Source organism: Paucilactobacillus kaifaensis, from assembly GCF_005405145.1.
Lineage (GTDB): Bacteria > Bacillota > Bacilli > Lactobacillales > Lactobacillaceae > Paucilactobacillus > Paucilactobacillus kaifaensis.
Window position 1 is genome coordinate 1 of record NZ_BJDM01000021.1, and the last position, 26605, is coordinate 26605.

Below are 26605 nucleotides of genomic sequence, written 5' to 3' on the forward strand. Positions count from 1 at the left end.
AAAAACACCTCCGAATAAATTTTACTTTTTTCGAACGTGCTTTTATATGTTTGTATCAAATTATAACTTCAGTTCCTGAGATGCTTTTTTTATTGATATTACAAGCTTTGATTCAAATAATTGTATGGATATCATAATCTTTAGTAACTATATGTAGTGTTTTTTTGCTTTAAAAAGTATTTTTGATACATGCCCGATTTTAACAATTTAAGTGAATTGATACGACCAATTTTATTGGAGCGGGTAAATATGATAATTTTTCGGAAATTTATTAGCATTTTCACAGTATTATTATCAAGGAAAATTGATTTGTATGAAGTTGTTCTTACTTCAATAGTGCCCTTTAAAAAGGGAAGAAAAAAATATATATTTAGAAATACTATTTACATTAGAAAACGATTAGAATATAATGTGAAACATCATAACGTTATATAACGTTATGTATTAAAGAAAGAGGTGTTTTTGAAATGAAACATAGATTAAGTAAACGATTTATTTACATAGTTACACTTGTCGGAGCGTTGCTCCTATTCTTAACGGGTTGTGGTAAGTCAAGTAGTAATTCATCACTACAAAAGATTAAAAATAGGGGAACATTAGAAGTAGGAATGATCAGTTCAAATCCACCATATGAGTATCAGACCACCAAAAAAGGTAAGCAAGTGATGGATGGTTCGGATGTTCAATTGGTGAAAAAAGTTGCAAAATCATTAGGTGTTAAATACAAAATTAAAACAATGGATCTTGACGGATTGTTACCAGCTCTACAAGCACATAAAGTTGATATGTTAATTACATCTATGAGCCCAACTCCAGAAAGAAAGCAAGGAGCAAAATTTTCTAATGTATATTACAAAAGTACAAATACATTAGTAGTGCGTAAGAGTGACAAAATAAAATACAGTAATACTGACAAATTTAATAATTCTACAATTGCTGTTGTAAATAATTCAACTCAACAACCTATGATTAAAAAAGCTTTTCCAAATGCAACTATGAAAAATTTAGGTAAGGTTACTGACTTGGCATTGGCAGTCAATAATGGTAAAGCTGATGCATTTTCAATAGATGTGCCAACTGCTAAGATTCTATTAAGACAAAATCCGAATTTGACAATGACGTCATGGAAACATCATGATTCTACAGCAGGTGCAGCTATTGCCTTTTCTAAGAATGCTAGCTCTGATTTAGTAAAAAAAGTAAATAAAATAGTTGCCAAAAATAAAAATCAATATAGCAATTGGGTGTTGGAGTATGCTGAAAAAGTACCTACAAATTAATGGATATTAAATTCAAAAAAGGAGGTTAAGAAATGTTTGAAAACTACTCATTTTTAGCCCGTTACTGGAGTTTATTTGTTAAGGGTGTGGAAACGACAATTGAATTAGCTGTAATCTCAATTGTTTTTGGACTAATTTTAGGTATCATTCTAGCACTCATGAAGAGAGCTAAAAACTGGGTAATCGCTATACTAGCAAAAATGTATATTGGATTTATTAGGGATACCCCACTGCTGGTTCAAATCTATATTGTTTACATTGGGTTACCGATTGTTACCGGTATGGATATTCCCGACTTCATGACTGGTGTAGTTGCATTAACTTTCTACTCAGCTGCCTATATTGCAGAAATTATCAGATCGGGTATTGAATCTTTACCTACAGGGCAAAGTGAAGCAGCGTTAAGTCTTGGAATGTCTAAACGTAAGGTAATGACTGACATTATTTTACCTCAAGCTTTTAAGAATATTTTACCAGCACTCGGTAATCAATTTATTGGTAATGTTAAAGATTCATCATTGGTTTCAGTTTTAGGAATTGCTGATTTGATGTTTGCTGCACAAACTGTGAGAGGGTCAACTGCTCTGGGCTTACAACCAATGATTGTAGCTGCACTATTATATCTAGTTATAACTTGGTTACTTAATATTATTCTTAGCCACATTGAAAGGAGGTTGAAGTCTAGTGATAGAGTTGCATAATGTAAAAAAAAGCTACGGAGATAATACAGTTCTTAAAAATATAAATTTAAAAGTTAACGATGGTGAAGTTGTTGTGATAATTGGGCCATCCGGGTCTGGCAAGAGCACGTTACTGCGGCAGATGAACCTTTTGGAACAACCAACTAGTGGGGATGTTAGAGTCGATGGGCAGATTGTTTCCGGAAAAGTGAAACCGGAGATAGTACGAAAAACTCATGAAAAGATTGGAATGGTTTTTCAAAAATTTAATTTATTTCCTCACTACACTGTCCTGGAGAATATTACCCATGCTCCTAAAAAAGTAAGACATTTAGATAAAGAAGATGCAGAAAAATTGGCGCTTCATCTATTAGGTCAAATTGGTTTGATCGATAAAAAGGACAGCTATCCAGCGTCTTTAAGTGGTGGTCAGCAACAGCGAATTGCAATAATCAGAGCTTTAGCGATGCAACCGGAAGTATTATTATTTGATGAACCAACTTCTGCACTCGACCCCGAAATGGTTGAAGAGGTTCTGAAGGTAATGAAGGATTTAGCCAAATCAGGAATGACAATGGTGGTGGTGACCCATGAAATGGGGTTTGCAAAACAGGTTGGTGACAGGGTTTTGTTTGTTGACGATGGGCAGATTTTGGAAGAAGATACACCTGAAGAAATTTTTAGTCACGCCAAAGAAGCTCGAACGAGAAGTTTTATTTCAAAAATTTTATACACATAAACTAATTTTAATATGAATGGAGAATTAAGATGCTTAGTAAGCAAAGCTCCGTGCCCCTTTATCGACAAGTAAAAACTGAATTACTGAATGATATTCAGACAAATGTTTATAAAGTTGGTGAACCTATTCCAACTGAAAAACAACTTGAGCTAAATTATAATACGAGTCGAATTACTATTCGTAAAGCCGTTGATCAATTAGTTGATGAAAAAGTTCTGATTAAGAAACAAGGGAAAGGGACTTTCGTTAGAACACGTAAAATTCAGAGAAACTTATTAGATTTAATTAGTTATACAACATACATGGAAGATTCAGGAAAAAAACCAGAGGCAGCTATTCAGACGTTAACGACTCAAAATGCAGAGCTAGATTTAGCAAATAAATTACAAGTTGTTGAGGGTTCACCAATCATAAAATTAGCTCGAGTTATGGAGTTGGATGAGCATAATTTTGGATATGAAACCAGTTTTTACGATTCTAAGCGCTATCCGAACTTAATTGATCAAATTAGTGACAATAGATCAGTTACAAAAGTATTGTATGAAAGATTCCAAGTACGGGAAGGTTCGAGTAACCAAACTTTAAATGTTATCTTTGCCAATAAGCAGATGGCGGAATATTTAAGGATTGATAACGGAGTTCCAATCTACAAATTGGAACGGGTTGTATATGATCAGGGTAATAACATTATGTATTATGCAGTGATGTATTATGACGTAAATAAAGTAAGCTTTTCAATTAAAACTAAGGAGAATTAATTCATGAAGGTTGCCGCAATCGGTGATAATGTTGTGGATCTTTATCTTAATCAAAAAATGATGTATTTGGGTGGTAATTCACTAAATTTTGCTAATTTTGCCTCTGAAATGGATAGTGTTGAGTCCATGTACGTTGGTAATTTTGGTAATGATGTGCTGAGTGAGTACGTTCAGACAACATTGGATAAATTATCGGTCAATCACAGGTTATCTAGAATTTTGAATGGTGCAAGCGGATATTCACTTGTCAAGGTAGAAGATGGAGATAGGACATTCTTGGGAAGCAATCAAGGTGGTGTTTTACAGAATGGAATTTTATTGTCAAAAAGTAATATAGATTATTTAAATGATTTTGATCTTGTGCATTTTAATGCTAATGGAAATGCTGATGAATGGCTCTGTAAAATAGCTAAGCCAAAAATTATTTATGACTATTCTGATTTCGATTCAATAGAGCAAGTTAGAAATACAGTTAAATTTGTTGATATTGCCTGTTTTTCTATGGCCAATAAAACTAACAGTGAAGTCGCTAATAAGCTCAGTGAAATCGTTGATATTAGTGAAAACGACCAAATAATCATTTTAATTACCAGAGGAGAATTGGGAGCACAAGCATATTATGCTGGGCACGTGTTTAAACAGCCTGCAGAGCGGGTAAAACACGTTGTCGATACGATGGGAGCTGGAGATTCATTTATTACATCTTTTGGAATTAACATAATGAAAACAGGTATTACCGGTTTCAATATAAAAAGAGCTTTAAAGCAAGCAAGCCTCTATAGTGCAAAGAATATATTAGTTAATGGGTCTTTTGATCATGGTGCTAAAGTTCCGAATAGTTTTTTAAATTACATAATAAAATGGAGTGATAAAAATGGAAAAAGAAACTACACAAAGTGAATTGAAAAAAATTGCTAATCAGATTGCAAAAAATAATAGTGTGAAAAGTTTAGTATTTATTGGTTGTGGGGCATCGCTTTCTGAGCTTTACGCTGCCTACTACTATGTCAATCAAAATGCAATTAATTTAAAAACTGAATTAATTCAAGCTAATGAGTTTAATTTTGCAAAACCAAGTTATTTTGGTGAGAATAGTGTTGCAGTTGTGGCTTCGTTGGGGGGGACAACTAAAGAGTCAATTGAAGCTGTAGCAAATGCCAAAAAGTGGGGAGCAACTGTATTGGCGTTAACTTTTAAGCCAGAATCAGATTTAACAAAACAAGCTGACTATACTTTGCAGCACAAGTTTTTTGAGAATTATGCTACAAAAGCATCAAAACAAAAAGTACTATTAGGCTTTTCTGTCGAAATATTGCATTTTGTTGAAAAAACCAAAAACTATGAGTTAATGCTGCAAGGACTTTCAGTTGTTGACGACTTTGCCAATGACGCTGCATCAAATGCGGACAATGATGCAGAAGAATTTGCAGAAAAATATAAAGACGAAAAGTCAATTTTTACTCTCTCAAGTGGTCCTAATCGTGGAGTTAGCTATTCGACTGGTAATTTTATTTTTATGGAAATGCAGTGGATTACAGGAACAGTTTTAGACAGCGCAGAATTATTCCATGGCCCATTTGAGTTAGCTGTAAAAGATGCTCCTTACGTATTATTCATGGCAGACGGAAAGACGAGGCACTTGGATGCGCGAGCATTAGAATTTCTGCAACGCTTTGAAACTAAATATACAGTGATTGATGCCAAAGACTACTGGCTGGACAGTAAAATCGACCGTGAGGTTGTTGACTACTTCAATCCGATGGTACTGACTGCAGTGATGCGTAAATTTGCTGAACGGTTAGGTGAAAAAAGAAACCATCCACTTAGTAAACGACGCTACATGTGGAAACTTGAGAATTATTAAATAAAATATAGGGAAGCTAAAGTTAAAATATTATTTCAGCTTTAGCTTTTTTATTAATTATTTTGATATATATCATAACGAAGATAGTCTAAATGAGGATAGATTAATATTTTTATTATTCTTGGATCAAAACTGCCTTGATTTCTTTTCCAGCAAGAATTCGAGCGGCATTGTACGGACTGAGTCCTTTCCTAAACGTAATGTAAACCTTTCGATCAGTTGGAATTTCATCGATTCGCTGGCGTAGTTTACTTAGTGGAATATTTTTGCTTGCTTTGAGGCTACCTGCTGGGGATGCATCTGCTTCGCGAATATCTAAAAAAAATGCAGTTGTTAAATCATTTTCTGGAATTTCAGTTAGTTTTATCGTATTAGCAGTGTTAGATATTTGATTGATTGCAACATATCCAGCTGTATTTAGGGGATCACGGGTGGTTGAATATGGTGGCGAATACGGTAACTCTAAGTCAGGTAGGTCAAAGATAGTTAGATTACCAGTAATTGCGACAGAAAGCTCGCCAATTCGTTTATCAACCCCATTTTCTCCCACTGCTTGGCCACCCAGTATTTTACCGGTATTTTCTTCAAAAATTATTTTTAAATTCAACCGGCTTGCGCTAGGATAAAAGTAGGCGTGATCAAACGGTGTAATAAAGATTGTTTTATAATTTGAAATTCCTGCGACGGCTAACATATGTTCAGTGTAACCAACAAAACTAGCCGTTAAATCAAATATTTTAGCAACCCCTGCGCCAATAAAACCACGGTACGTCAATGGGTTACCACTTATTATATCCGCCAATAAATGTCCCTGACGATTGGCAGCACTAGAAAGCATGCTAGGTGTTGCCAAACCAGTAATGTAACTTTTTGTTTCAATTACATCACCAATGGCATAAACATTAGCGACAGAAGTTTCCAATCTTTCATTAACAACAATGTGTTGATCCCGAGACAATTGAATCCCAGCTTCTTTAGCCAACTCACTGTTAGGTGTGACACCAGTGGCAAAAATTAACATATCTGTTGTGAGCTTTGAACCATCAGTTAAGATTAATTTTCTTCCTGCGTCTTGAATCTCACTGATTTTTTGATTCAAGAATAATTTAACGTGGTTTCGAACTAACTCATCATTAATGATTGTCGCAATCTCATGATCATAGGGATACGCCACTTCTGCGAGTTGATCAACAATTGTGACTGCAATTCCTCGGTCTTCCAAGTTTTCAGCGATTTCTAGTCCAGCAACACCAGCTCCTATAATAGTGGCAGTTTTTGGTTGTTCAGCTGTAATATAATCTTTAATCTTGTTAGCATCGTTAACATTGCGCAAAATAAAGCTATTATTAACTTGATCAACGCCTTTGATTGGCGGCAAGATAGCTCGTGTGCCAGTGGAAATAACTAAAACATCATACTTTTCTGTAAAAGATTCGTTAGTAATAAGGTTTTTAACTGTGACTTGTTTTAACTTAGAATCAATCGATGTTACTTCATGGCGTACCAGCACATCAATATTGTTTTTATTCTTTAAAACTGTGGGTGTCCGTTCGATGATTGTGTCAACATCAGTGATTACATCTCCCAAATAGTAAGGTAATGCGCAACTAGCGTAAGAAATATCAGAACCACGCTCAATCATTAAAATATCGATATTTTCATTTAACCGTCGTAGTCGAGTTGCAAATGAAGGACCTCCAGCAACTGCTCCAATAACGATTACTTTCATTTTAATTGCCTCCTATGTAAGCGCTTGTATTTTCCTCAATACTACATTGTTGTGGGCCAAGTAGCAATATTTTTTTCGCTTTGGTTTCGGTTATGTTAGCTCAAAAAAACTAATCTTTTTAATTTGTATTTAATCTATAAACGTTGATATATCAACTAATGAAATTTAGTTTTAATCTTATTTTAATATTTTTCATTGACATATAAAAAATTTAGTCGTAAAGTGTTCAGTAATCTAGAACACATTAAAGATTTTGACCAGAATAGTAGCTATAGATTGTTTCTAAGCGAGTCATCGACAGTGAGAGGATGACAAATGATCATAGTGAATCACACCTGGAATTATATTGGTTAGCTGAAATATGTTAGTAAGCTTTCCCGCTATCTCGTAGCGTTATCACGGTTGCTTCAACTGTTCTTACTTATATAGTGACGACTAGTTGGTAGCAACGTGAGGCTGGCATTGTGAAGTGTCAACAAATCGAGGTGGAACCACGAGTGAAATCGTCCCCGAAAACTATCAAAACTGATAGTTTTCGGGGATTTTTTTGGTTCAAATGATAATGATGGAAAATTTTGAAGGAGGATTATAATGAAAATTTTACAAGAAAGTTTGGCAGATACAGTGACATATGTCACCAAAAGAAGTGCTGTTGCCACTGGGAGTCCAGAAGTTGATCAGACGGTAAGGGACATTATTAAAAATGTGCGAATTAATGGTGATCAAGCAATTTTTGAGTACGAAAAGCAATTTGATCAAGTTGATTTAACTGATTTACGTGTGCCACAAGCTAATATTGATGCTGCGTATGAAAATGCATCAACCGATCTCATCGAAGCTCTTGAATTGGCCAAAAGAAATATAACAAGTTACCACGAAAAGGAAAAGCAACGGGGATTTGTCGATACTGAACAACCCGGGGTGATGCGTGGTGAGCGACTGACACCATTGGCCGCCGTTGGCGTTTACGTACCAGGTGGGACAGCAGCCTATCCATCTTCAATTTTGATGAACGTTTTACCAGCTAAAATTGCTGGTGTGAAAAGAATTGCACTGGTAACTCCACCACAAAAAGATGGGTTAAACCAAGCCGTATTGACGGCAGCAAAGATTGCCGGCGTCACCGAAGTCTATCAAGTTGGTGGGGCACAAGCAATTGCTGCTCTGGCATTTGGGACAAAAACTATTCCTAGGGTGGACAAAATTACTGGGCCAGGAAATATATTTGTAGCAACAGCTAAGAAACAAGTATTCGGTCAAGTCAGCATTGACATGATTGCTGGCCCCTCAGAAATTGGTATCATTGCTGATGCGTCGGCAGATGCCGAGAATGTTGCGGCCGATTTGTTATCTCAAGCAGAACATGACAAGTTGGCACGACCAATGTTGGTAACAACGGATTTGAAATTTGCACAAGCTGTTTCGGATTCAGTAGATCAACAATTGCTAACCTTACCAAGAAAAGAAATTGCAACATCCTCTGTTAACGAGCAGGGCTTCATTGCGATTGTAGATCAAATTGAAGATGCATTCACGGTAATGAATGCCATTGCACCAGAACACTTAGAAATTCAATTAGAAAATGCTGCGCAATATTTGAGTTACGTTGAAAATGCCGGTTCTGTTTTCTTAGGATTTGCGGCATCAGAACCTGTTGGTGATTATGTTGCTGGGCCCAATCATATTTTACCAACGGGGGGAACTTCCAGATTCTTTTCGGCACTTGGTGTCCTTGACTTTATGAAACGGACTCAGTTTGTGACGTATTCAACTGCGGCGCTGGCAAAAGAAGAAAAGGCGATTACAACACTTGCTCGTACAGAGGGATTAGAGGCGCATGCTCGTGCGGTTGAAAGTCGCTTTCGCAGACAAAAATAGTTAGGAGATAGCAGCCTATGAAAAATAAAAAGCAAGTATCGTTTATTGCAGTAATGCTGATGATTTTTACGTCAGCATTTGCGTTTGATAATACATCAATTGCCTATTATACAATGGGGTTTTCCGGTATCATTTGGTATGTGGTTGCAGCACTGTTATTCTTTGTTCCATCGTCATTAATGTTTGCTGAGTATGGTGCTACACTGCACAGCGATGAGGGTGGGGTTTATAGCTGGCTTAAGAACAGTATCGGCGCAAAGTGGGCTTTTATAGGTGGCTTTGTGTGGCTGGCATCATGGATGATTTTGATTGTTTCAACAGTTTCCAAGATTTGGATTATGTTAGCCACTACATTAACAGGTCGAGACTCAACTGGTAGTTGGTCGCTATTTGGACTTAACTCAACTGCCACAATTGGTATTTTAAGTATCGTTTTTTTCCTGATTGTTACCTTTATTTCAACCAAAGGGTTAGGTAAGGTGGCTAAATTGGCTGGCATTGGAGGGATTGCAGCGTTAACACTGACTGCTGTTTTTGCCATTGTTAGTTTCGTTTTATTAGCTAAGAATAACTTTCAATTTGCAGAACCAGTAACGGCTCAGAGTTTCGTCAAATCGCCACGGACTGGATATCAAAACCCAGCTGAAATGTTGTCATTTATCATCTTTGCCGTGTATGCATTTGCTGGAATTGAAGCATTAGGAAGTGTCTCTGATCGAATGAAAAATGCCAAAAGGAATTTTCCAAAGGCAATGATGGTTGGGGCGATCACCATTACGCTGATCTATGCGGTATTGATCCTTTTATGGGGTGCATCGAGTAATTGGAATCAAATGTTTAAAGGTGCTGGTGCCAACTTAGGTAACACTACCTATGTGTTGATGAGTAATCTTGGCTTGGTTGTTGGTAAATCATTTGGTTTGAGTGGAGCCGCTAGCCAGATACTGAGTTTTTGGTTTGCAAGATTTTCAGCATTTACAATGTTACTCAGTTATTTTGGTTCATTTTTTGTAATTGTGTATATGCCGATTAAATCGTTTATTCTGGGAACGCCTCGTAAATTATGGCCTGGTAAATTACCTGAACTGAACAAATATGATATGCCAGCTAATGCAATGTGGTTTCAAGCTGTAGTTATTTGTGTCTTAATCGCGTTAACTTCATTTGGAGGTCGCAGTGCTGAAGGGTTCTACAACGTATTAACTTTGATGGATAACATCAGTTCTACCGTGCCGTATTTGTTTTTAGTAACAGCATTTCCATTTTTCAAAATGAAAACTAATCTACAGCGCCCATTTGTGATCTTTAAGCGCCCGGTAACGTATTGGTTAGTCACGGCAGCCGTTGATGCACTTTTACTGGCAGGGATAATTTCTACGATAGTGGATGCAATTGCTGATAAGGCTTATTGGGATTTATTTTTAGAGATTATTGGACCAATTTTATTCGGCTTGATTGGATTGTATCTGTACATGCTTTATGACCGTGTTGCTATTAGGTTAGCTAAATCAACGACACCCAGAATGAAACAAGAATTAGAATAGCTTAAAAACGCTATACCAATTTAGGCAAGAACTTTAAAAATGTTGCTTTAAAGATAATAAAAGAACTATACCAATCTATTAAGAAAATCTAAAGAAAACGGTTTCACCATTGTTCTTTATTCCACGACCCCTTATTATGAGTTCATAACTTGTAAGGAGGAATTCGAAATGGAGTATGGAATTAATATTTATCACTGTGATGATATTGAAATTTGTTTTGTAGATTGGAATACACAAGAATGGTTTGCAACAAAAGAGCAGCGGGATCGAAGATTAGAAGAACTAAAACGCGAGGCTGAACAAGAAGAATTACATCCTAAACATCGTTTACGTCTTGATGTTAAGACTTATACAAAAATTGAAAAACAAATTGCTTAAACGTTAAAAATTAAGTGTGTGGGCACGGCTTAAAGCAATTATTAAAGTCTAAAAAGACACAAAAACGCTAGGAAAATATCACATTTTCCTAGCGTTTTTGTGTTGAACACTTATTTCAAGTTACTGTTACTAAACTTGGTAACATTGCCGATTGATTTGCCATTAACAACTTGAGCAGTTGCTTTGACCTCATCACCAGTGCGAGTCAATAAAGCCTTTTGATAATCTTCACCATCTACAGTGTAAATGGTATTGCTACCCTCGAGTGTGAATAGCAATACTTGATTACTACCCTTAGTGGTGATTACTGCACGGTCAATCTTACCAGAGATTTGTCTCTTTTTACCTTGGCTAGTATTTCCGGCGTTACTACCATTATCAATTAGCGCTTGCCTAAAGTTTTCGACAGCTTCATTGGCGTTATCACCAGTTGCATGAACAGACTGATCGGAAGCGTCAATGTAGTAGTAGCCACGAAAGGCATTTGTATCATCTAAAATTGATAGAACCCAGGTCGGTTTACCGTTAATATTGTAAATAACCGGCATCGATGATTTCCATTGCTGTGCCTTGTAGTTGTTATTTGCATTAGCTTTAGCACCATCTGAATCCATAATACCATGAGTTTTATAGTAGACTAATTTACCAGTACGTGCATTGATCATTGAGTAACCTAGTGCACTATCAGCGTCTGAGCGAGGATTAGTAAAGTCCGTAAAGTACTGGACATTTCCCTGTTTATCGAATGTTGAAATAACGCTGTCACTAGTTGGCAATTGAATGCCTGTCTTACTCAAATACATGTTTAAAAATCCACGTTGATATTTTCCGTAAGCTTCATTCATTGAATCGGCAACTTCGGTCGTAATTCCTTCATCAATCCATTTAGGCAAATGATTGAGTTCATAAAGCTTAGTTTTACCAGTCTCTGCATTCAAAGCAACAACATGGAGTTTTGAGTAGTTGATTCGATGGCTCAATGCCATCGATTTATAGGTGGTTTGAACGTAGTAAGGAGTTCCATTATCATCAACCTCAAGTTGTGGTCGGCTACCATTGGCTGCTAGCCAAGTTGGGTTTTGGGAGTAAATCCGGCGCCAAGCATTGCGATTAAAGTAACTTGTATTAGTATATTTAATCTTGGTTTTAACAAAATGAGGTTCAGCATTAACTGAGGTTGCATCGATAATAAAGTAACCAGGAACAGTTTGGTGTGCAGAATAGTATTTGAAAAAGCCATCAAATTCAACTGGAGCAATGTAAACTGGTTTTCCTTTATAGTATTGGGCTTGAATATCACCTAACTGAAAATATTGTGAGTTCGGGACATCACTCATGTTTTTATTCATTCTATTCTTTACAGTTTTTGGTGATAGTGCGACAGGGGTGACCCCTTTTTTGAATGTAGGGGCAGATTCACTATCAACTTTTTCTGAGCGAATACTGTTGGCAACTGGTTTCACTGAAAAATATGAATGAGCTTCACCAATGGCAACGAGAATCAAAATTACAATTAGAATGGAACCACTGATTCTGACTTGAGTTTTCATAGTGGTACTACGGTTATCAGACCCAAGAGTTAGCAGAAACATTATTGCTAGCATGATTGCGCCCCAAATGAGGTTAGCGCCTAGAATTGACAATGTGTTTCTTGATGAGAGATAAAAGTAAGTAATTATAGATTTGACAATGATCATAACAATTAGTACTGCAATTCCCAACAGCAATACAAATTTTTGATTAATTGTTATAATCGGTCGCGTGTTGGTCTTGGTACCTCTTGGGAAAACCTTATTTCTAGTAGGAAATTTAATTAAAAAGACGAGCCAGATTAGTAAAGGGGCAATCAAGCTTGTTAGTGTAATATATAACATTCAATACTCCTCCAATTTAAGTAATGATTCAATTGTACCAGACTATCAAAGTTAAAACTCGTAGTTGTAATAATAATTGTACTACAGAGGATTAAATTATTTTTTATCGTATGATAATATGGTAAAGTTATCATATAACAATAAAAATAAGCGATTATCTGAAGGGAGTTCGTTCAAATGGATACAACATTTACAAAGGCAGAATTAGCAAAATATAATGGCCAAGATGGCGCCAAGGCATATGTTGCAATTGATGGAGTTGTCTATGATGTGACTGATATTCCCGCATGGGCTGAAGGTAAGCATCATGGTAATACAGCTGGACAAGATTTAACTGAGGTAATTGATAACCAATCACCACATAAGCGTAGTGTTTTGAAGAAGTTACCAGCTGTTGGTAAATATATTGGCTAAATGATTAAACTAAATAAAACCACGTGATATTCAGCAAACAGGTTGAAATATCATGTGGTTTTAATTTAGGGTTTCATATTTAGAATGAGACAGTTACAATAGACTATCAAACAAAACGATTAATTTGTTAGTTTGGAGAGATGAGAATGAAAAAGTTAAAAGCAATGGGATTAATGGCACCAGTTGTCATTGCAGCTGGAACTGCAGAAATTGTCGAGCATTTATATCGATTTGCATTTGGTCGAGTTGATCAAGTGCCAGAAACGTCGGCAGAAAAGCAGAAATACGCTAACGACTATTACGCTTATGTAAAATGGTTACACGACCAACCAAGTGAAACGTGGCAACTAAACGGTAAAGACAAACAACGTGTATTGAGTGCAACGTATGTTCCAGCTGAAATGCAAACGACTGATACAGTAATTGTAGCTCATGGTTATAAGGGAAATGGTGAAACCATGGCTAACTATGCCAAAATGTTTCATGAACTAGGTTATAACGTGCTGTTACCAGACGATCGAGCACACGGTAAATCGGCCGGTGATTATATCACGTTTGGCTGGCTGGATCGGTTAGATTATCTAGAATGGATTGATCAGATCATTCAAAAAGTTGGCGATGATGCTAGAATTGTATTGTTTGGTGTATCAATGGGTGGCGCAACGGTCGAAATGTTGAGTGGTGAAAAATTACCTGAACAGGTTCGCTGCATTATTGCTGACTGTGGTTATTCCAATATTAGCGATGAAATGAGTTACTTGTTAAAAAAGACGTTTCACTTACCTAAGTATCCCTTTATGCCGGCAGTAAGGTTACTGAATCAACATCGGCAAGGGTTTGATCTGAACCTGGTTTCTTCAGTTGAGCAATTGAAAAAAAACTATCGTCCAATCCTGTTTATTCACGGTGATAAAGACATCTATGTTCCATTTAAAATGATTGAGGCTAACTATGCTGCTTCTAAAGGACCTAAAGAAAAATGGGTGGTTACGGGAGCCACTCATGCAGAAAGTTTTTGGATTGATCCAGTCGCTTATCAACAACATGTCAAAAAGTTTATGGATCAATATCTAACATATCATTTAAATTCATTAACAAATAGTCGCCGATAGATTTCAGTGATTGGATTATCGTTATTAGTCGCATCCAGGGTAAGCTGGGCGGCTTTTTTGATTGCCGGAATACTATTATTTACGGCCACACCCATCCCCGCAGCTTCAATCATAGTCAAATCATTATGATTGTCACCAATTGTGATGATCTCGTTAGGTTCAATTTTTAGTGTCTGGCCTAATTCAAGGACTGCTTTACCTTTATTAACATTTGCCGGATTAAATTCTAAGTACCGATTGGAAGAAAATGATAGTGATAATGGAACAGATATTGCAGTTAAGACCTGTTGTTGAAATGTAGTTAATTTGTCGTGGCTTAAATTAGATACTAGCATTTTTACAATTGGTTGTTGCTGAAAAATATCCAAGTTTGGTTGATCAAAATCAGTGGTTGTAACATTCCGGGAATCAATATAATTACGCTCATCAGTATCAATATTAAAAGTGTAAACATCGTTAAGAGTATAGATATGAACTCCCAAATCAGGTTGGAAGCGAGCAAGTTGGTAGATTTGTTCTGCAATGCTATGCGACAGATAATGACTGCTTAAAACATGATTATGTTGATTTTCGACAATCACTCCACCGTTATATGAAATGACATATTCATTTGCTTGATCAATGGTTCCAATTTGTTTAAGAAGTGGTTGTACTGATTTAAAGCCCCTACCGGTGTTAGGAACAAACTTAACACCTCGTCGACGCAGTTGGTGAATGGTGTCCAAATCGGCTTTAGAAATGTTACCAGTATCGCCAAGCAATGATTCATCGAGATCACTAACGATTAATTTATACATAACTTCCTCCAGGATTGATGGTCTATTTTATTTTAACGCACATGCATAGGTGAATGCAGATGAACTTTATTTTTAAGAGAATGTTTTAACCAAATTTTGGTCTTGATTGGTTGTGATAAAGCATATTCAATCAGATAAAATTAAAAAGTATTTAATCGGTTTTTTCACTAAATATCTCACTGAAAATAGTAAGCAATAATTGGTCTAGTTTAATGCAAAAAACAGTCAAAATGGCATTTGGAATCGTTTTCAGTTGGACTAGCCCAATAAAAATAAAGCTTTTGAAAGCGCTTAACTGCACATGTTTTCAGTGATATAGACCAATGCAAAATCGAAATTTTTTGCTTGTCACCATCATATATTAACGTTACTATTTACATCATAATCAATTATTCATCACTTATTTTTAGGAGGAAAAGATATGAAGACATATCTGCAACGCATGGGTCGTTCCTTACAATTGCCAGTGGCTGTGTTACCAGCTGCCGCATTGTTAGTCGGAGTTGGTCACTACATGCCCGAAAGTTGGGCAGTGGCTCAATTCTTACAAGCTGGCGGGAATGCAATTCTAGGTCAATTGGCCTTATTGTTTGCGGTTGGATTAGCAATTGGAATGTCAAAAGATAAAGATGGGGCCGCTGCATTAGCAGGTGTTGTCGCTTATTTCATTCCTGTTTCCGTTTTAGCTCCCACATCTGTTGCATTGTTGAAGGGAATCAAGGAATCGCAAGTTGATTCTGCCTTCACAGCTATCAGCGGTAATGTGTTTATTGGTATTATTTCGGGTTTAATCGCCGCTGCATTATATAATCGGTTCCACGAGACTAAGCTGCCAATGGCATTGTCGTTTTTTAGTGGTAAACGACTAGTACCAATTATGGCGGCTTTAACAATGCTAGGTGTGACAGTACTATTATTCTTTATTTGGCCACCCGTATATGAAGCATTAGTGGCCTTTGGAAAGTTCTTTGTTGGAATGGGAGCAGCGGGGGCTGGTTTATATGGTTTCTTCAACCGTTTGTTAATTCCAACTGGACTTCATCAAGCATTAAACCAAGTATTTTGGTTCAACACTGCTGGCATTAATGATATTGGTAACTTCTGGGCTAGCAAGGGAATTAAAGGAATTACCGGTATGTATCAAGCTGGCTTCTTCCCAGTTATGATGTTTGGCTTACCAGCCGGGGCATATGCTATTTATCGTAATGCTCGTCCTGAACGAAAAAAAGAAGTTGCCGGTTTGATGATGACGGGTGCATTTGCCTCATTCTTCACGGGTGTAACTGAACCACTCGAATTTTCGTTTATGTTTGTCGCTTGGCCATTATATGTTATCCATGCAGTTTTCACTGGCTTATCGCTAGCATTTGCTGCATTTATGCATTGGACGGCTGGATTTACGTTTAGTGCCGGGTTAGTTGACTTTACGTTGAGTTGGCACATGCCATTAGCAAACCATCCACTGATGCTGTTAGTGCAAGGATTAGTAATGGCGGTGATTTACTACTTTGGATTTGACTTCGCCATTAAAAAATTTAAATTAATGACACCTGGTCGTGAACCGGTGGATGAAACAGCTGATGCTGCAACAGATATTGAAGTTGCAACTAATGAATCTGATGACAAATATACGGTTGCAGCAAAGAAGATTTATGCTGCGATTGGTGGTAAGGACAACATTAAAGTGATTGATAATTGTACTACTCGTTTACGATTACAATTAAACGATACAAAAAAAGTCAATCAAGCTGGGGTTAAAGCAGCTGGAGCAGCGGGTGTTAATGTTTTAGATGACAGTAATATTCATATTGTTGTTGGTACCGAAGTTCAATTTGTGGCTGATGCATTGTCAAAACTATATCAAAATAATGCACCAATCAGTACTGTGGCTGCTAATAATACTCCCGAATCGATACAACCAGATAGTAAAGTTAAAGCGGGAGAGACAGATACTTTTTACAGTGTGGCACAGGGCCATTTAGAGGACATTGAAGTAGTTTCTGATCCAACTTTTGCTCAAAAAATGTTGGGAGATGGATACGCAGTTGAACCTGAAACAGGCGCGATAGTTTCACCAGTTGACGGAGAGATCTTAACTGTTTTTCCAACAAAGCATGCAATTGGAATTCGGACTGACAATGGCCTAGAAGTATTAGTTCACATGGGACTAGACACGGTTGAATTAAACGGGACACCGTTTGATGTTAAAGTAACTGAAGGTCAGAAGGTCAAACACGGCCAAGCGCTTGCTAACGCTGACCTAGCAGCAATTAAAGCTGCTGGCAAAAAGACTACAATGATTGTGATTGTGACAAATATGCAAAATGTTGCTTACATGAAATTTGATCAGTTAGCTAAACCGGTTAAGGTTGATGAACCTGTTGTTAAGATACTGACGAGATAATAAAATTTGAACAATAATTAAAAAGACAAGCCAGAAGTTAAATTTAACTTCTGGCTTGTCTTTATTAATTTTAATGCTGTATTATTTATGTTTATTTTCGAGGTATGAATGTCTTGTACCATAACCAAAGTAGATGATTAGACCAATAACAAACCAAGCACCTGCGTAGATTTTAGCATCAATGCTGAGGCCCCAAAAAACGAGTAAAGCTCCCAGAAATGCCAATGCGGGTAATACAGGATAAAATGGCATTTTAAAACTTGGTTTTGGAATATCCTTACCTTCACGTGGACGTAGACCATAGATTCCTAGGGCAACGAACATGAACGCAATCAAAGTTCCGGCTGAGATTAATTGGGCCAGGAAGGCGAATGGGAATAGTGAGCCAATCAAAACACCAATTATTGTTAATAAAATTAAAGCGTGGTTAGGACGATTTTGATGATCTAACTTACCCAACCATTTAGGTAACATGCCATCACGACCAAATGAGTATAGCAATCGTGATCCAGCTAACATCATACCAATTAATGCGGTAAACATTCCTATAACTGCAATGGCCTGGACAACAGTAGCAACTAGTTCATGACCGCTTTGGCGTAGTGCCCAGCCAACTGGTTCTGCGTTATTAGCGTAGTCAGAATATTTAAACATTCCAACTAACACTAATGCCACAGCGACAAACAAAACAACGGCAATAACAAGTGAACCTAGGATGCCTCGTGGCATTGTTTTTTGCGGATTAATTGCTTCTGCAGAGTTAGCAGCAATTGAATCAAAACCAATGTAAGCTAAGAAGATCATAGATACACCGGCATAAATTCCTTGCCAGCCACCAAATGCACTACCATCTGCATTTGCATGATATGCTGGGATGAATGGAACGTAGTTACTAAAGTGAATGGCCGTAGCACCAACGATTAAAAACACGATGACAGCTAACACTTTTAGGACGACTAGGATATTTTCAACCCGGGCCGCTTGTGAAACACCACGTGCTAGTAATAAGGCAACTAGTATAATCACAATGGCGGCGACAATATCAATGACGCCACCATCGGTTCCGAGTGCGTTGGCTAAATATTTAGGAAAGTGTACACCTAAAGGTTCAATTAAGCCTCGAAAATTAGCAGATAACCCGGAACCAACGAATGCTACGGCAATGAAATATTCCGCTAACAGTGCCCAACCAGCAATCCATCCAAAAAATTCACCAAAAATAACATTAATCCATGAGTATGCAGATCCAGCAAATGGCATCGCGGCAGACATTTCGGCGTAGGCAAATGCAACCAGACCCGCTACAATGGCAGCAACCAGAAAGGACAATGCCACAGCAGGACCGGCATGTTCAGCTGCTACAACTCCAGGTAATGTGAAAATAGACGTTGAAACAATGGTTCCTACTCCTAATGCTAAGAAATCACGAACGCGTAAGGTTCTTGAAAGGTGAGCATCTTTATCTTGATATACGGTGGGATCTTCTTTACGGAAAATCTTTTCTTTAAAACTAGCCATTGGCTCCTCCTAATTCAGTAATGAGTATTATATGTAGCAACATAATAACCGAACTTAATTAAAATTCTATTATTATATTTTAATGAAACACAAATAAAATTTTAACAGAACATTCATTCACGGTCAATCTTTGACAGTATAAAATACCAGTACATTAACAACGTAAATTCAAAGATTCCAACTCGCAACTCGCACATATTGAGTGAATGCGCTATCATTAAATGCAGAGGTGATGAAGTGATGCGTTATTTGACCAGTGATAGTACAGATATTCGGTATAACTTGGCATTAGAAACTTATTTAATGGAACATGCTGACCTGAGCGAGCCAATTTTATACTTCTACATTAATTCGCCCTGTATTATTTTGGGACGTTATCAAAATGCATATGAAGAAATTAATCAACAGTATGTTTCAGATCACAATATTATTATTACACGACGAACATCTGGTGGTGGTGCAGTTTTCGACGATTTAGGAAATGTTAGTTTTAGTTTTATCACGAAAGATGATGGGGATGCAGTAGGTAATTTCGCTCGTTTTACTGAACCAGTTCTCGAAGCACTACATCAGTTAGGGGCGGTAAATGCACAATTAAGTGGGCGTAATGATTTGCAAATTGATGGTAAAAAGTTTTCTGGTAATGCAATGCATGCCCAAAATGGACGGTTATTTGCCCATGGGACACTGATGTACGATGTTGATCTGACACAGATTGAACATGCGCTAAATGTTCCTAAGGATAAAATTGCATCCAAGGGGATTAAATCTGTGCACAGTCGGGTTACCAATTTAAAACCATACTTTGATCCAGAATTTCAACAATTAACAATAGAAGAGTTTCGCGATAAACTTGCGCTACAAATTCTGGGATTAACCGATCTTTCTGATGCCGATCGTTATTTCATTAACACAGAAACTAAGCAGGGAGTACAAAATTTGTTAGATCAGTATTACCAAAATTGGGATTGGATTTATGGTAAATCGCCGGCATTTAGTTTGCAGCATCGAAAGCATTTTACCGCAGGAACAGTTGATTATCGCCTGAATGTTGAAGCTGGCCACATTAAGCAGATAAAAATCTATGGTGATTTTTTTGGTCAAGGTGTGATTCAAGATGTGGAACAAAAACTAATTGGAGTTCAGTTTGAAAAACAAGCTGTACGGGCTGTTTTTGCTACGTTAGATATTCCGTTTTATTTTGGAAACATTCTATCAGAAAGTTTAGTTGATTTGCTCGTAAATCAGCAAACCGGGCTTAAAAATTAGTTGTAAAAATAAAATAAATTTGATCAATTAGTAACTTACTATTGTCAAATGATTTATCACTCGATATAATGTAAGCGGATAGATAAGTTACTTATCACAGAATAGGTTATTTATTTTGAATGATTTCGCTATTATTTAGAGGAGGGGTATCAAATGTTGAGCAGCGGTATTAGCATTGTTTTTCTTGCGCGTTGGCAATTTGCGATGACAACTATTTTTCATTTCTTTTTCGTGCCATTTTCAATTGGTCTCGGTTTTATTGTCGCGATCATGGAAACATTGTATGTAATAAAAAAAGATGCTGTCTATAAACAGATGACAATCTTTTGGGGTAAGATCTTCTTATTAAGTTTTGCAGTTGGGGTAGTTACCGGCTTAATTCAAGAGTTCCAGTTTGGGATGAACTGGTCGGTCTATTCTCGCTTTATGGGTGATATTTTCGGAGCACCGTTAGCCATTGAAGCGTTAGCAGCGTTCTTCATGGAGTCTACGTTTATTGGCTTATGGATTTTTACATGGGATCGTTTTCCTGCTTGGTTACATTGTGTGATGATCTGGTTGGTTTCGTTTGGGACCATGTTGTCCGCACTGTGGATTTTAGCAGCTAATAGTTTTATGCAAAACCCAGTTGGATACATGATTGATCCAAAAACTGGACGAGCTAATATGGTCAGCTTTTTCGATGTTATTAATAACTATCAGTTAAAGATGGAATTTCCTCATGTAATCTTTGGTGCATGGGCTACCGCAGCAATTGTGATTGCTGGAATGTCAGCATGGGCATTATTGCGTAATAAAACTAAGTTCACTGACTTTTGGCGTAAATCTATCAAGGTTAGTTTGATTGTTGGTTTGATTGCATCGATTGGTGTGATTGCAGCAGGAGACTTGCAGACTCGTTACGTTGCGAATGAACAGCCAATGAAGTTTGCTGCCATGGAAGGTGTTTATAAAACCACTGGTAAGAGTGCTCCATGGGCCGCAATTGCCAGCTTAGACACGCAAAATAAAGAAACTAAATGGTCATTGGATGTACCGTATGCCTTATCAATGTTGACATATCACAAAACAACTGGTGCTGTAAAAGGAATGAATGAAGTTAATGCTGATTTGCACGCCAAATATGATAAGCAATTTGGTAAGTCAATTAACTACTATGTTCCTACCAAGACACTATTTTGGAGTTTCCGTGTCATGGCGCTTTCAGGTGGGTGGTTTGCACTAGTCTCGATTGTCGGTTTGTGGCTGAACCGTAAGTCATCTGAATCGATTTTACGACAACGTTGGTTCTTATATGTACTGGGAATTACGATGTGGCTTCCATTTGCAGCAAACACAGCTGGTTGGATGATTACTGAATTTGGTCGGTATCCATGGGTTGTATATGGTTTACTAACTATTGCAGATGCAGTTTCACCAAATGTTTCTGTAGCATCATTATTAACATCAAATATTTTATATTTTGGGGTCTTTTGTTGCTTAGGAATTGTCATGATTTGGTTAGCACACCGCGAACTACGGAAAGGACCGGATGACTTAGCCTCACTTGATCAGGCAGTTATTGATCCATATGCTAGGGAGGCGTTTTCAAAATGAGTATGACACAAAACTTCTGGTTTTTAGTTATCGGATTACTGTTTAGTATCTTCTTCTTTTTGGAGGGCTTTGACTTTGGTGTTGGTATGTCAGTGAAAGGTTTAGCAAAAGACGAAGAAGAACGCGATATGCTGATTAGTAGTATTGGACCACACTGGGATGGTAACGAAGTTTGGCTGATCACAGCTGGTGGTGCGTTATTTGCATCGTTTCCAATGTGGTATGCTTCACTATTCTCGGGTTTCTATCTGATTTTATTGTTTGTGCTAATTGCTCTGATTTTTCGTGGCGTATCGTTTGAATTCCGCTCACGGATGCACACGGCAAGGGGGCGCAATATTTGGGAATGGGCGTCAACTATTGGTAGTTTCTGTGCACCATTTTTATTAGGAATGCTCTTTACAGCAATGGTTAAAGGAATGCCAATTGACAAAGCTGGTGATATTTCTGCTAGTTTTACTGACTACGTTAATTGGTTCTCAATCGTTGGTGGTGTCGCTGTTGCCCTATTGTGCTTGTTACATGGCTTGAACTTTATTCGATTGAAGACAACTGGAGAACTACGTAAACGAGCGTTAGCATATGCTAAGCCACTTTATTGGGTATTATATGCAGGTGAAGTTGTCTTTGCAGTCTTGGTTTATGTATATACAGATTTCTTTGAAGACAAGCCATTGTCAACACTACTTATCCTAGTAGCAATTGTGGCATTATCCGTGATTGCCCATGTTGGTACATTGCTGGATCATGAAAAATTATCGTTTTTCTCAACTGGACTCACATTAGTTGGCATCGTGGTCCTGCTGTTTAATGGTCTTTACCCACGGGTAATGATTGCTAATAATCCAAAATTTAGTATTTTGGCAGCAGATGCTTCATCGTCTCCATATACATTGCATATTATGACCATTGTGACTGTATCAATTTTGCCAATTGTTCTGGTATACTTTATTTGGAGCTATTGGGTATTTAGAAAACGAATTCAAACTAAAGGCGTGACTCACGCTGAATAAATGTTTATAAGATAGCCGCCAGGTTGCTGTGATTACGCGTTAATCATGGCCAACTTGGCGGCTATCTAACAAAAAAGGGGTGCAAATTATGATTGATCGACGAATCTTCAATTTACCAGGAGCAAAGAAAATTGTTGGTATTTTGGGATTATTGGTTTTTATTCAGGGATTTATGATCTTATTTCAAGGAAAATTTCTGTCTGAGAGTATCGTCGGTCTTTGGAAACGACAGCCGTTGACTAGTGTTACGACGACCACAATTTTATTTGCGGTCGCTTTTTTGCTACGACACACATTGACAATGCTTAAAAACAGAATTGTAGCTCCATTTGTGAACCGGACTTCACAAAATCTGCGCTCTGAATTGATGGCTAAATTATTCAAAATTGGACCAGCAGCAACGAACTCTAGAGGTACAGGGAGCGTCGTTACAATGGCGGTGGATGGTATTGATCAAATCCAAAACTACTTGCAATTAGTATTCATTAAGGTATTTGATATGATGGTTATTCCATGGATTCTATTGGTGTATCTGTTCTTTATCCGCTGGCAAGAGTCTGTGTTTTTGCTATTGATTTATCCAATTATTATTTTATTTATGATTATTTTAGGTTTTGCAGCTCAGGCCAAGGCTGATCAGCAGTATGCGGGTTATCAGCGATTATCAAATAATTTTGTAGATACATTACGAGGATTACCGACATTAAAACAGCTTGGTCTGTCGAAACAGTATGCTAAAAATGTTTTCACAGTTAGTGAAGATTACCGTAAACAAACATTGTCGGTACTGACAATTGCAGTGTTATCGACCTTCGCACTAGATTTTTTTACTACGTTATCGATCGCTGTGGTGGCAGTCTTTTTAGGCTTAGGTCTGATTAAAGGAAGTATTGCACTTTTACCAGCATTGATCATGCTGGTGTTGTCGCCAGAATATTTTTTACCAATCAGAAATTTTGCCAACGATTATCATGCAACATTGAATGGCAAAAATGCGATGACAGCTATTTTTGAGGTGTTAGAGCTACCTGAAATAAAAAATCAAAATGAATTAGTTGATATGACTACAGGTTGGGGCCCCGATGACACACTAAGTTTTGAGAACATTAATGTTTCATATCAAGATGTGGATCGTGATCCCAATCAAATTAGTGACGCTACCTTGCACGATATTAGCTTTGCTGTTTCCGGGTATCAAAAAATTGGTGTTATTGGTAAGTCGGGTTCAGGTAAAACAACGTTAATTGACACATTGAGTGGTTTTTTAACTCCACAAGCAGGTGCAGGAACAATTAAAGTTAATCAAAAAACAGTTCCACATTTAGCACAAAATAGTTGGAAAAAGAATTTCTTGTATATTCCACAGTCGCCATATTTATTTCATGATACGATTGAAAATAATATTCGATTTTATACCCCGAATGCGACTTCACAACAAGTCCAAACTGCTGCTAAACAAGCCGGGTTGAACGAATGGCTAAGCGAGTTACCTGACGGATTACAAACTAAAATCGGTGAAGGAAATCGTGGAGTTAGTGGCGGACAAGCACAACGAATTGCGCTAGCACGGGCATTTTTAGACCAACAGCGTAAAATTTTGCTGTTTGACGAACCCACTGCCCACTTGGATATTGAGACTGAGGCCGAATTAAAACAGACAATGATGCCGATTTTTGCTAATCACTTGGTGTTCTTTGCAACGCATCGTCTGCACTGGTTAAACCAAATGGATTATGTATTGGTACTTGATGAGGGTAAATTGGTACAGCAAGGAAAACCCGAGGAATTGAGCAAACAGTCTGGAGCCTATGCCCAATTGATTAGTGAAATGGGAGGTGAATTGTGATGGACGTTTTAAAAAATGATTCGTGGGTCATGCCATATTTACGCAAATATAAGATGCTATTGGTATTGGTATTATTTTTAGGCTTTTTAACTCTGTTTAGCGGTTCAGCGCTAATGTTTACTTCTGGTTATCTGATTAGTAAATGTGCCACGCACCCATTTAACATACTTTTAGTTTATCCGGCGATTGTGCTAACGCGAGCATTTGGAATTGCTCGTCCCGTATTCCGATATGCAGAGCGACTATCTGCTCATAACTGGGTATTGAGAATTGTATCTAATTTTCGCAAAAAGCTATACGATTCGGTTGAATCAACGGCAGTTGCAATTCGCCAAAAACACCAAACGGGAAGTTTACTTACATTGCTAGCAGATGATATTGAGCATATTGAAAATTTGTATCTCACAACTGTTTTTCCAATTGTGACTGGAATTTTAGTTTATGTCTTTATCATTGTGGGTCTAGGGGTGATTAACTGGCCATTTGCATTATTAATGTTATTACTGGTTGGAATTTTAATGTTTGTGATGCCACTCGTTTCGGTACTTGTTAATGGTGCAAATGAATTTAAACAAAAGCAAATTCAACAAGGATTGTACACTAGACTAACAGATTCTGTGTTGGGTTTAGGCGACTGGTTGATCTCTGGAAGACAGTCTGATTTTATGCAACAACATTTAACGACTAGTAATCAAATTTTTGCTTTACGGCGTAAGGATAAAAACTTCCAGTGGTTTCGTGATTTATTGAGTCAGATTGTGATTGGAGTTGCAGCGATTGCAACTTTAATTTGGGCTGGCACGACAATGACAAATAGCCAAAATGCCGCCAACTGGATTGCTGCGTTTGTGTTATGTATTTTTCCTTTGGACCAAACATTTACTAATATTGCACAAGGGGTCAGTGAGTGGCCGACCTATCGTGAATCAATTAAGCGGGTTAATGCACTGCCAAAAATTGATAATTTAAATAGTAGTCACCAAGAAAAATTGCAAGAGCCATTTAAGCAGTTGACGATTGACCGGGTTAATTTTCAGTACACTGACAGTAAACATTTAGTTTTACAACAGCTTAACTTGGAAGTTAGTGCAGGTGAAAAGATTGCACTGCTTGGCCCAAGTGGTACAGGTAAAAGTACGTTACTGAAGTTAATTCTGGGGGATGAACGTGCAACTGAAGGCTCAATAAATATCAATGGGATTGATATTAGCCAACTTCAGTCTGAACGCGCCAATTTATTTGGTGTTTTGGATCAACAGCCATATTTATTTGATACTTCCATTCTAAATAATATTCGTTTAGGTAATCTTTCTGCAACTAAAGAGCAAGTTCAAAAAGTGTTGGATGAGGTTGAATTGACGTCATTAATTGCCAGTTTACCGGCTGGACTGCAAACTCAAGTTCAGGAGGCCGGTTCTCGGTTTTCAGGTGGTGAACAGCAGCGGTTAGCATTAGCTCGTATTTTGCTACAGGATGCGCCAATTATTATTTTAGATGAACCAACGGTTGCGCTTGATCCGATTACGGAGCAGCATTTACTGCAAACTATTTTTAGAGTGTTGAAAGATAAAACGGTTATTTGGGTCACTCATCATTTGGTTGGTATTAATTATGTTGATCAGGTGCGTTTCATTGAGCATGGTCAATTTGACATGAGCGGTACACCAAAAGAATTGTATGCTAATAGCCAGCGGTTTAGAAGATTGTACGAAATGGATAGAGGAAAAGTGTGAGTAAGCCCGATTAGTCCTAAATATAGTTTTGTAGACACGTCTAAAAAATTGTAAGCAAGTTCAATTAGAAAGTGCAATACAATAAAAAAAGCGAACCAATTTGGAACTGCAACTATTTTTTGAGACAATCAAATAAAAGCAGATTCTAAAAAGTCATTTTGCTTCCGATTAGGCAATCG

21 protein-coding genes are annotated in these 26605 nt (G+C 37.4%); 17 read left to right on the forward strand and 4 right to left on the reverse strand.

What is annotated here, in order from left to right:
- Positions 1-467: 467 nt before the first annotated feature.
- From FFM51_RS07635 to FFM51_RS07660, 6 genes are read left to right on the forward strand one after another with little or no spacing between them, the layout of a single operon-like run.
- Positions 468-1280, forward strand: coding sequence for a transporter substrate-binding domain-containing protein (locus FFM51_RS07635; protein ID WP_137598049.1), 813 nt, complete (start codon positions 468-470; stop codon positions 1278-1280).
- A gap of 32 nt (positions 1281-1312) precedes the next feature.
- Complete coding sequence (locus tag FFM51_RS07640) at positions 1313-1981, forward strand: amino acid ABC transporter permease (protein WP_137598050.1); 669 nt, start codon at positions 1313-1315, stop codon at positions 1979-1981.
- Positions 1965-2699, forward strand: a complete 735-nt coding sequence (locus FFM51_RS07645; protein ID WP_137598051.1) for an amino acid ABC transporter ATP-binding protein — start codon at positions 1965-1967, stop codon at positions 2697-2699. The genes FFM51_RS07640 and FFM51_RS07645 overlap by 17 nt, the downstream gene beginning before the upstream one ends.
- 29 nt (positions 2700-2728) lie before the next feature.
- A complete protein-coding gene (locus tag FFM51_RS07650; protein WP_137598052.1) occupies positions 2729-3457 on the forward strand; it encodes a GntR family transcriptional regulator in 729 nt (242 codons plus the stop codon).
- A 3-nt stretch (positions 3458-3460) separates the two neighbouring features.
- On the forward strand, positions 3461-4357 hold the full coding sequence (locus tag FFM51_RS07655; protein ID WP_137598053.1) for a PfkB family carbohydrate kinase: 897 nt from the start codon (positions 3461-3463) through the stop codon (positions 4355-4357).
- On the forward strand, positions 4332-5321 hold the full coding sequence (locus FFM51_RS07660; protein ID WP_137598054.1) for an SIS domain-containing protein: 990 nt from the start codon (positions 4332-4334) through the stop codon (positions 5319-5321). Before FFM51_RS07655 ends, FFM51_RS07660 begins: the two co-directional genes overlap by 26 nt.
- 115 nt (positions 5322-5436) lie before the next feature.
- Here the strand turns inward: FFM51_RS07660 and FFM51_RS07665 are convergent, their stop codons facing one another.
- The gene (locus FFM51_RS07665) at positions 5437-7050 is read right to left on the reverse strand and encodes an FAD-dependent oxidoreductase (RefSeq protein WP_137598055.1); all 1614 of its coding nucleotides are present in this window, start codon (positions 7048-7050) and stop codon (positions 5437-5439) included.
- Between the two features lie 591 nt (positions 7051-7641).
- On the opposite strand from FFM51_RS07665, the gene hisD reads away from it, so the two are divergent.
- The 3 genes from hisD to FFM51_RS07680 all read left to right on the forward strand — a co-directional run bounded on the left by hisD (position 7642) and on the right by FFM51_RS07680 (position 10850).
- The gene (gene hisD / locus FFM51_RS07670) at positions 7642-8928 is read left to right on the forward strand and encodes a histidinol dehydrogenase (RefSeq protein WP_137598056.1); all 1287 of its coding nucleotides are present in this window, start codon (positions 7642-7644) and stop codon (positions 8926-8928) included.
- A gap of 17 nt (positions 8929-8945) precedes the next feature.
- The gene (gene yjeM, locus FFM51_RS07675; protein WP_137598057.1) at positions 8946-10472 is read left to right on the forward strand and encodes a glutamate/gamma-aminobutyrate family transporter YjeM; all 1527 of its coding nucleotides are present in this window, start codon (positions 8946-8948) and stop codon (positions 10470-10472) included.
- Between the two features lie 168 nt (positions 10473-10640).
- The gene (locus FFM51_RS07680) at positions 10641-10850 is read left to right on the forward strand and encodes a hypothetical protein (RefSeq protein ID WP_137598058.1); all 210 of its coding nucleotides are present in this window, start codon (positions 10641-10643) and stop codon (positions 10848-10850) included.
- Positions 10851-10960: 110 nt separating this feature from the next.
- Here FFM51_RS07680 and FFM51_RS07685 read toward each other — a convergent pair whose 3' ends face one another.
- A complete protein-coding gene (locus tag FFM51_RS07685; protein WP_137598059.1) occupies positions 10961-12724 on the reverse strand; it encodes an MFS transporter in 1764 nt (587 codons plus the stop codon).
- A 177-nt stretch (positions 12725-12901) separates the two neighbouring features.
- On the opposite strand from FFM51_RS07685, the gene FFM51_RS07690 reads away from it, so the two are divergent.
- On the forward strand, positions 12902-13138 hold the full coding sequence (locus FFM51_RS07690) for a cytochrome b5 domain-containing protein (protein ID WP_137598060.1): 237 nt from the start codon (positions 12902-12904) through the stop codon (positions 13136-13138).
- Positions 13139-13284: 146 nt separating this feature from the next.
- Positions 13285-14250 carry an alpha/beta hydrolase gene (locus tag FFM51_RS07695; RefSeq protein ID WP_137598061.1) on the forward strand — a complete coding sequence of 322 codons (966 nt, stop codon included), beginning with the start codon at positions 13285-13287 and terminating at the stop codon, positions 14248-14250.
- Here FFM51_RS07695 and FFM51_RS07700 read toward each other — a convergent pair.
- Positions 14217-15047, reverse strand: a complete 831-nt coding sequence (locus FFM51_RS07700) for a Cof-type HAD-IIB family hydrolase (protein WP_137598062.1) — start codon at positions 15045-15047, stop codon at positions 14217-14219. The two genes, FFM51_RS07695 and FFM51_RS07700, sit on opposite strands and share 34 nt — an antisense overlap.
- A 421-nt stretch (positions 15048-15468) precedes the next feature.
- Here FFM51_RS07700 and nagE point away from each other — a divergent pair, with 421 nt between their 5' ends.
- Positions 15469-17451: an N-acetylglucosamine-specific PTS transporter subunit IIBC gene (nagE, locus tag FFM51_RS07705; protein ID WP_137598063.1), complete on the forward strand. Its 1983-nt coding sequence runs from the start codon at positions 15469-15471 to the stop codon at positions 17449-17451.
- An 81-nt stretch (positions 17452-17532) separates the two neighbouring features.
- On the opposite strand, the gene FFM51_RS07710 is transcribed toward nagE, so the two are convergent.
- Positions 17533-18969 (reverse strand): APC family permease, encoded by a 1437-nt coding sequence (locus FFM51_RS07710; protein WP_137598064.1) that lies wholly within the window; start codon positions 18967-18969, stop codon positions 17533-17535.
- 240 nt (positions 18970-19209) lie between these two features.
- Between FFM51_RS07710 and FFM51_RS07715 the strand changes: the two genes are divergently transcribed.
- The 5 genes from FFM51_RS07715 (at position 19210) to cydC (ending at position 26426) form a co-directional block, all read left to right on the forward strand.
- The gene (locus FFM51_RS07715) at positions 19210-20238 is read left to right on the forward strand and encodes a lipoate--protein ligase (RefSeq protein ID WP_137598065.1); all 1029 of its coding nucleotides are present in this window, start codon (positions 19210-19212) and stop codon (positions 20236-20238) included.
- A 153-nt stretch (positions 20239-20391) separates the two neighbouring features.
- Complete coding sequence (locus tag FFM51_RS07720; RefSeq protein WP_137598066.1) at positions 20392-21834, forward strand: cytochrome ubiquinol oxidase subunit I; 1443 nt, start codon at positions 20392-20394, stop codon at positions 21832-21834.
- Positions 21831-22847, forward strand: a complete 1017-nt coding sequence (gene cydB / locus FFM51_RS07725) for a cytochrome d ubiquinol oxidase subunit II (RefSeq protein ID WP_137598067.1) — start codon at positions 21831-21833, stop codon at positions 22845-22847. The genes FFM51_RS07720 and cydB overlap by 4 nt, the downstream gene beginning before the upstream one ends.
- Before the next feature lie 88 nt (positions 22848-22935).
- A complete protein-coding gene (gene cydD / locus FFM51_RS07730) occupies positions 22936-24693 on the forward strand; it encodes a thiol reductant ABC exporter subunit CydD (RefSeq protein ID WP_137598068.1) in 1758 nt (585 codons plus the stop codon).
- Positions 24693-26426, forward strand: a complete 1734-nt coding sequence (gene cydC, locus FFM51_RS07735; RefSeq protein ID WP_137598069.1) for a thiol reductant ABC exporter subunit CydC — start codon at positions 24693-24695, stop codon at positions 26424-26426. The genes cydD and cydC overlap by 1 nt, the downstream gene beginning before the upstream one ends.
- Positions 26427-26605 lie beyond the last annotated feature (179 nt).

Bases quoted from the DNA above. Each gene is read 5' to 3' on its own strand.
- FFM51_RS07635 (WP_137598049.1), top strand. From the start codon at position 468: ATGAAACATAGATTAAGTAAACGATTTATTTACATAGTTACACTTGTC.
- FFM51_RS07640 (WP_137598050.1), top strand. From the start codon at position 1,313: ATGTTTGAAAACTACTCATTTTTAGCCCGTTACTGGAGTTTATTTGTT.
- FFM51_RS07650 (WP_137598052.1), top strand. From the start codon at position 2,729: ATGCTTAGTAAGCAAAGCTCCGTGCCCCTTTATCGACAAGTAAAAACT.
- FFM51_RS07655 (WP_137598053.1), top strand. From the start codon at position 3,461: ATGAAGGTTGCCGCAATCGGTGATAATGTTGTGGATCTTTATCTTAAT.
- FFM51_RS07660 (WP_137598054.1), top strand. From the start codon at position 4,332: ATGGAAAAAGAAACTACACAAAGTGAATTGAAAAAAATTGCTAATCAG.
- FFM51_RS07665 (WP_137598055.1), bottom strand. From the start codon at position 7,050: ATGAAAGTAATCGTTATTGGAGCAGTTGCTGGAGGTCCTTCATTTGCA.
- hisD (WP_137598056.1), top strand. From the start codon at position 7,642: ATGAAAATTTTACAAGAAAGTTTGGCAGATACAGTGACATATGTCACC.
- yjeM (WP_137598057.1), top strand. From the start codon at position 8,946: ATGAAAAATAAAAAGCAAGTATCGTTTATTGCAGTAATGCTGATGATT.
- FFM51_RS07680 (WP_137598058.1), top strand. From the start codon at position 10,641: ATGGAGTATGGAATTAATATTTATCACTGTGATGATATTGAAATTTGT.
- FFM51_RS07685 (WP_137598059.1), bottom strand. From the start codon at position 12,724: ATGTTATATATTACACTAACAAGCTTGATTGCCCCTTTACTAATCTGG.
- FFM51_RS07690 (WP_137598060.1), top strand. From the start codon at position 12,902: ATGGATACAACATTTACAAAGGCAGAATTAGCAAAATATAATGGCCAA.
- FFM51_RS07695 (WP_137598061.1), top strand. From the start codon at position 13,285: ATGAAAAAGTTAAAAGCAATGGGATTAATGGCACCAGTTGTCATTGCA.
- FFM51_RS07700 (WP_137598062.1), bottom strand. From the start codon at position 15,047: ATGTATAAATTAATCGTTAGTGATCTCGATGAATCATTGCTTGGCGAT.
- nagE (WP_137598063.1), top strand. From the start codon at position 15,469: ATGAAGACATATCTGCAACGCATGGGTCGTTCCTTACAATTGCCAGTG.
- FFM51_RS07710 (WP_137598064.1), bottom strand. From the start codon at position 18,969: ATGGCTAGTTTTAAAGAAAAGATTTTCCGTAAAGAAGATCCCACCGTA.
- FFM51_RS07715 (WP_137598065.1), top strand. From the start codon at position 19,210: ATGCGTTATTTGACCAGTGATAGTACAGATATTCGGTATAACTTGGCA.
- FFM51_RS07720 (WP_137598066.1), top strand. From the start codon at position 20,392: ATGTTGAGCAGCGGTATTAGCATTGTTTTTCTTGCGCGTTGGCAATTT.
- cydB (WP_137598067.1), top strand. From the start codon at position 21,831: ATGAGTATGACACAAAACTTCTGGTTTTTAGTTATCGGATTACTGTTT.
- cydD (WP_137598068.1), top strand. From the start codon at position 22,936: ATGATTGATCGACGAATCTTCAATTTACCAGGAGCAAAGAAAATTGTT.
- cydC (WP_137598069.1), top strand. From the start codon at position 24,693: ATGGACGTTTTAAAAAATGATTCGTGGGTCATGCCATATTTACGCAAA.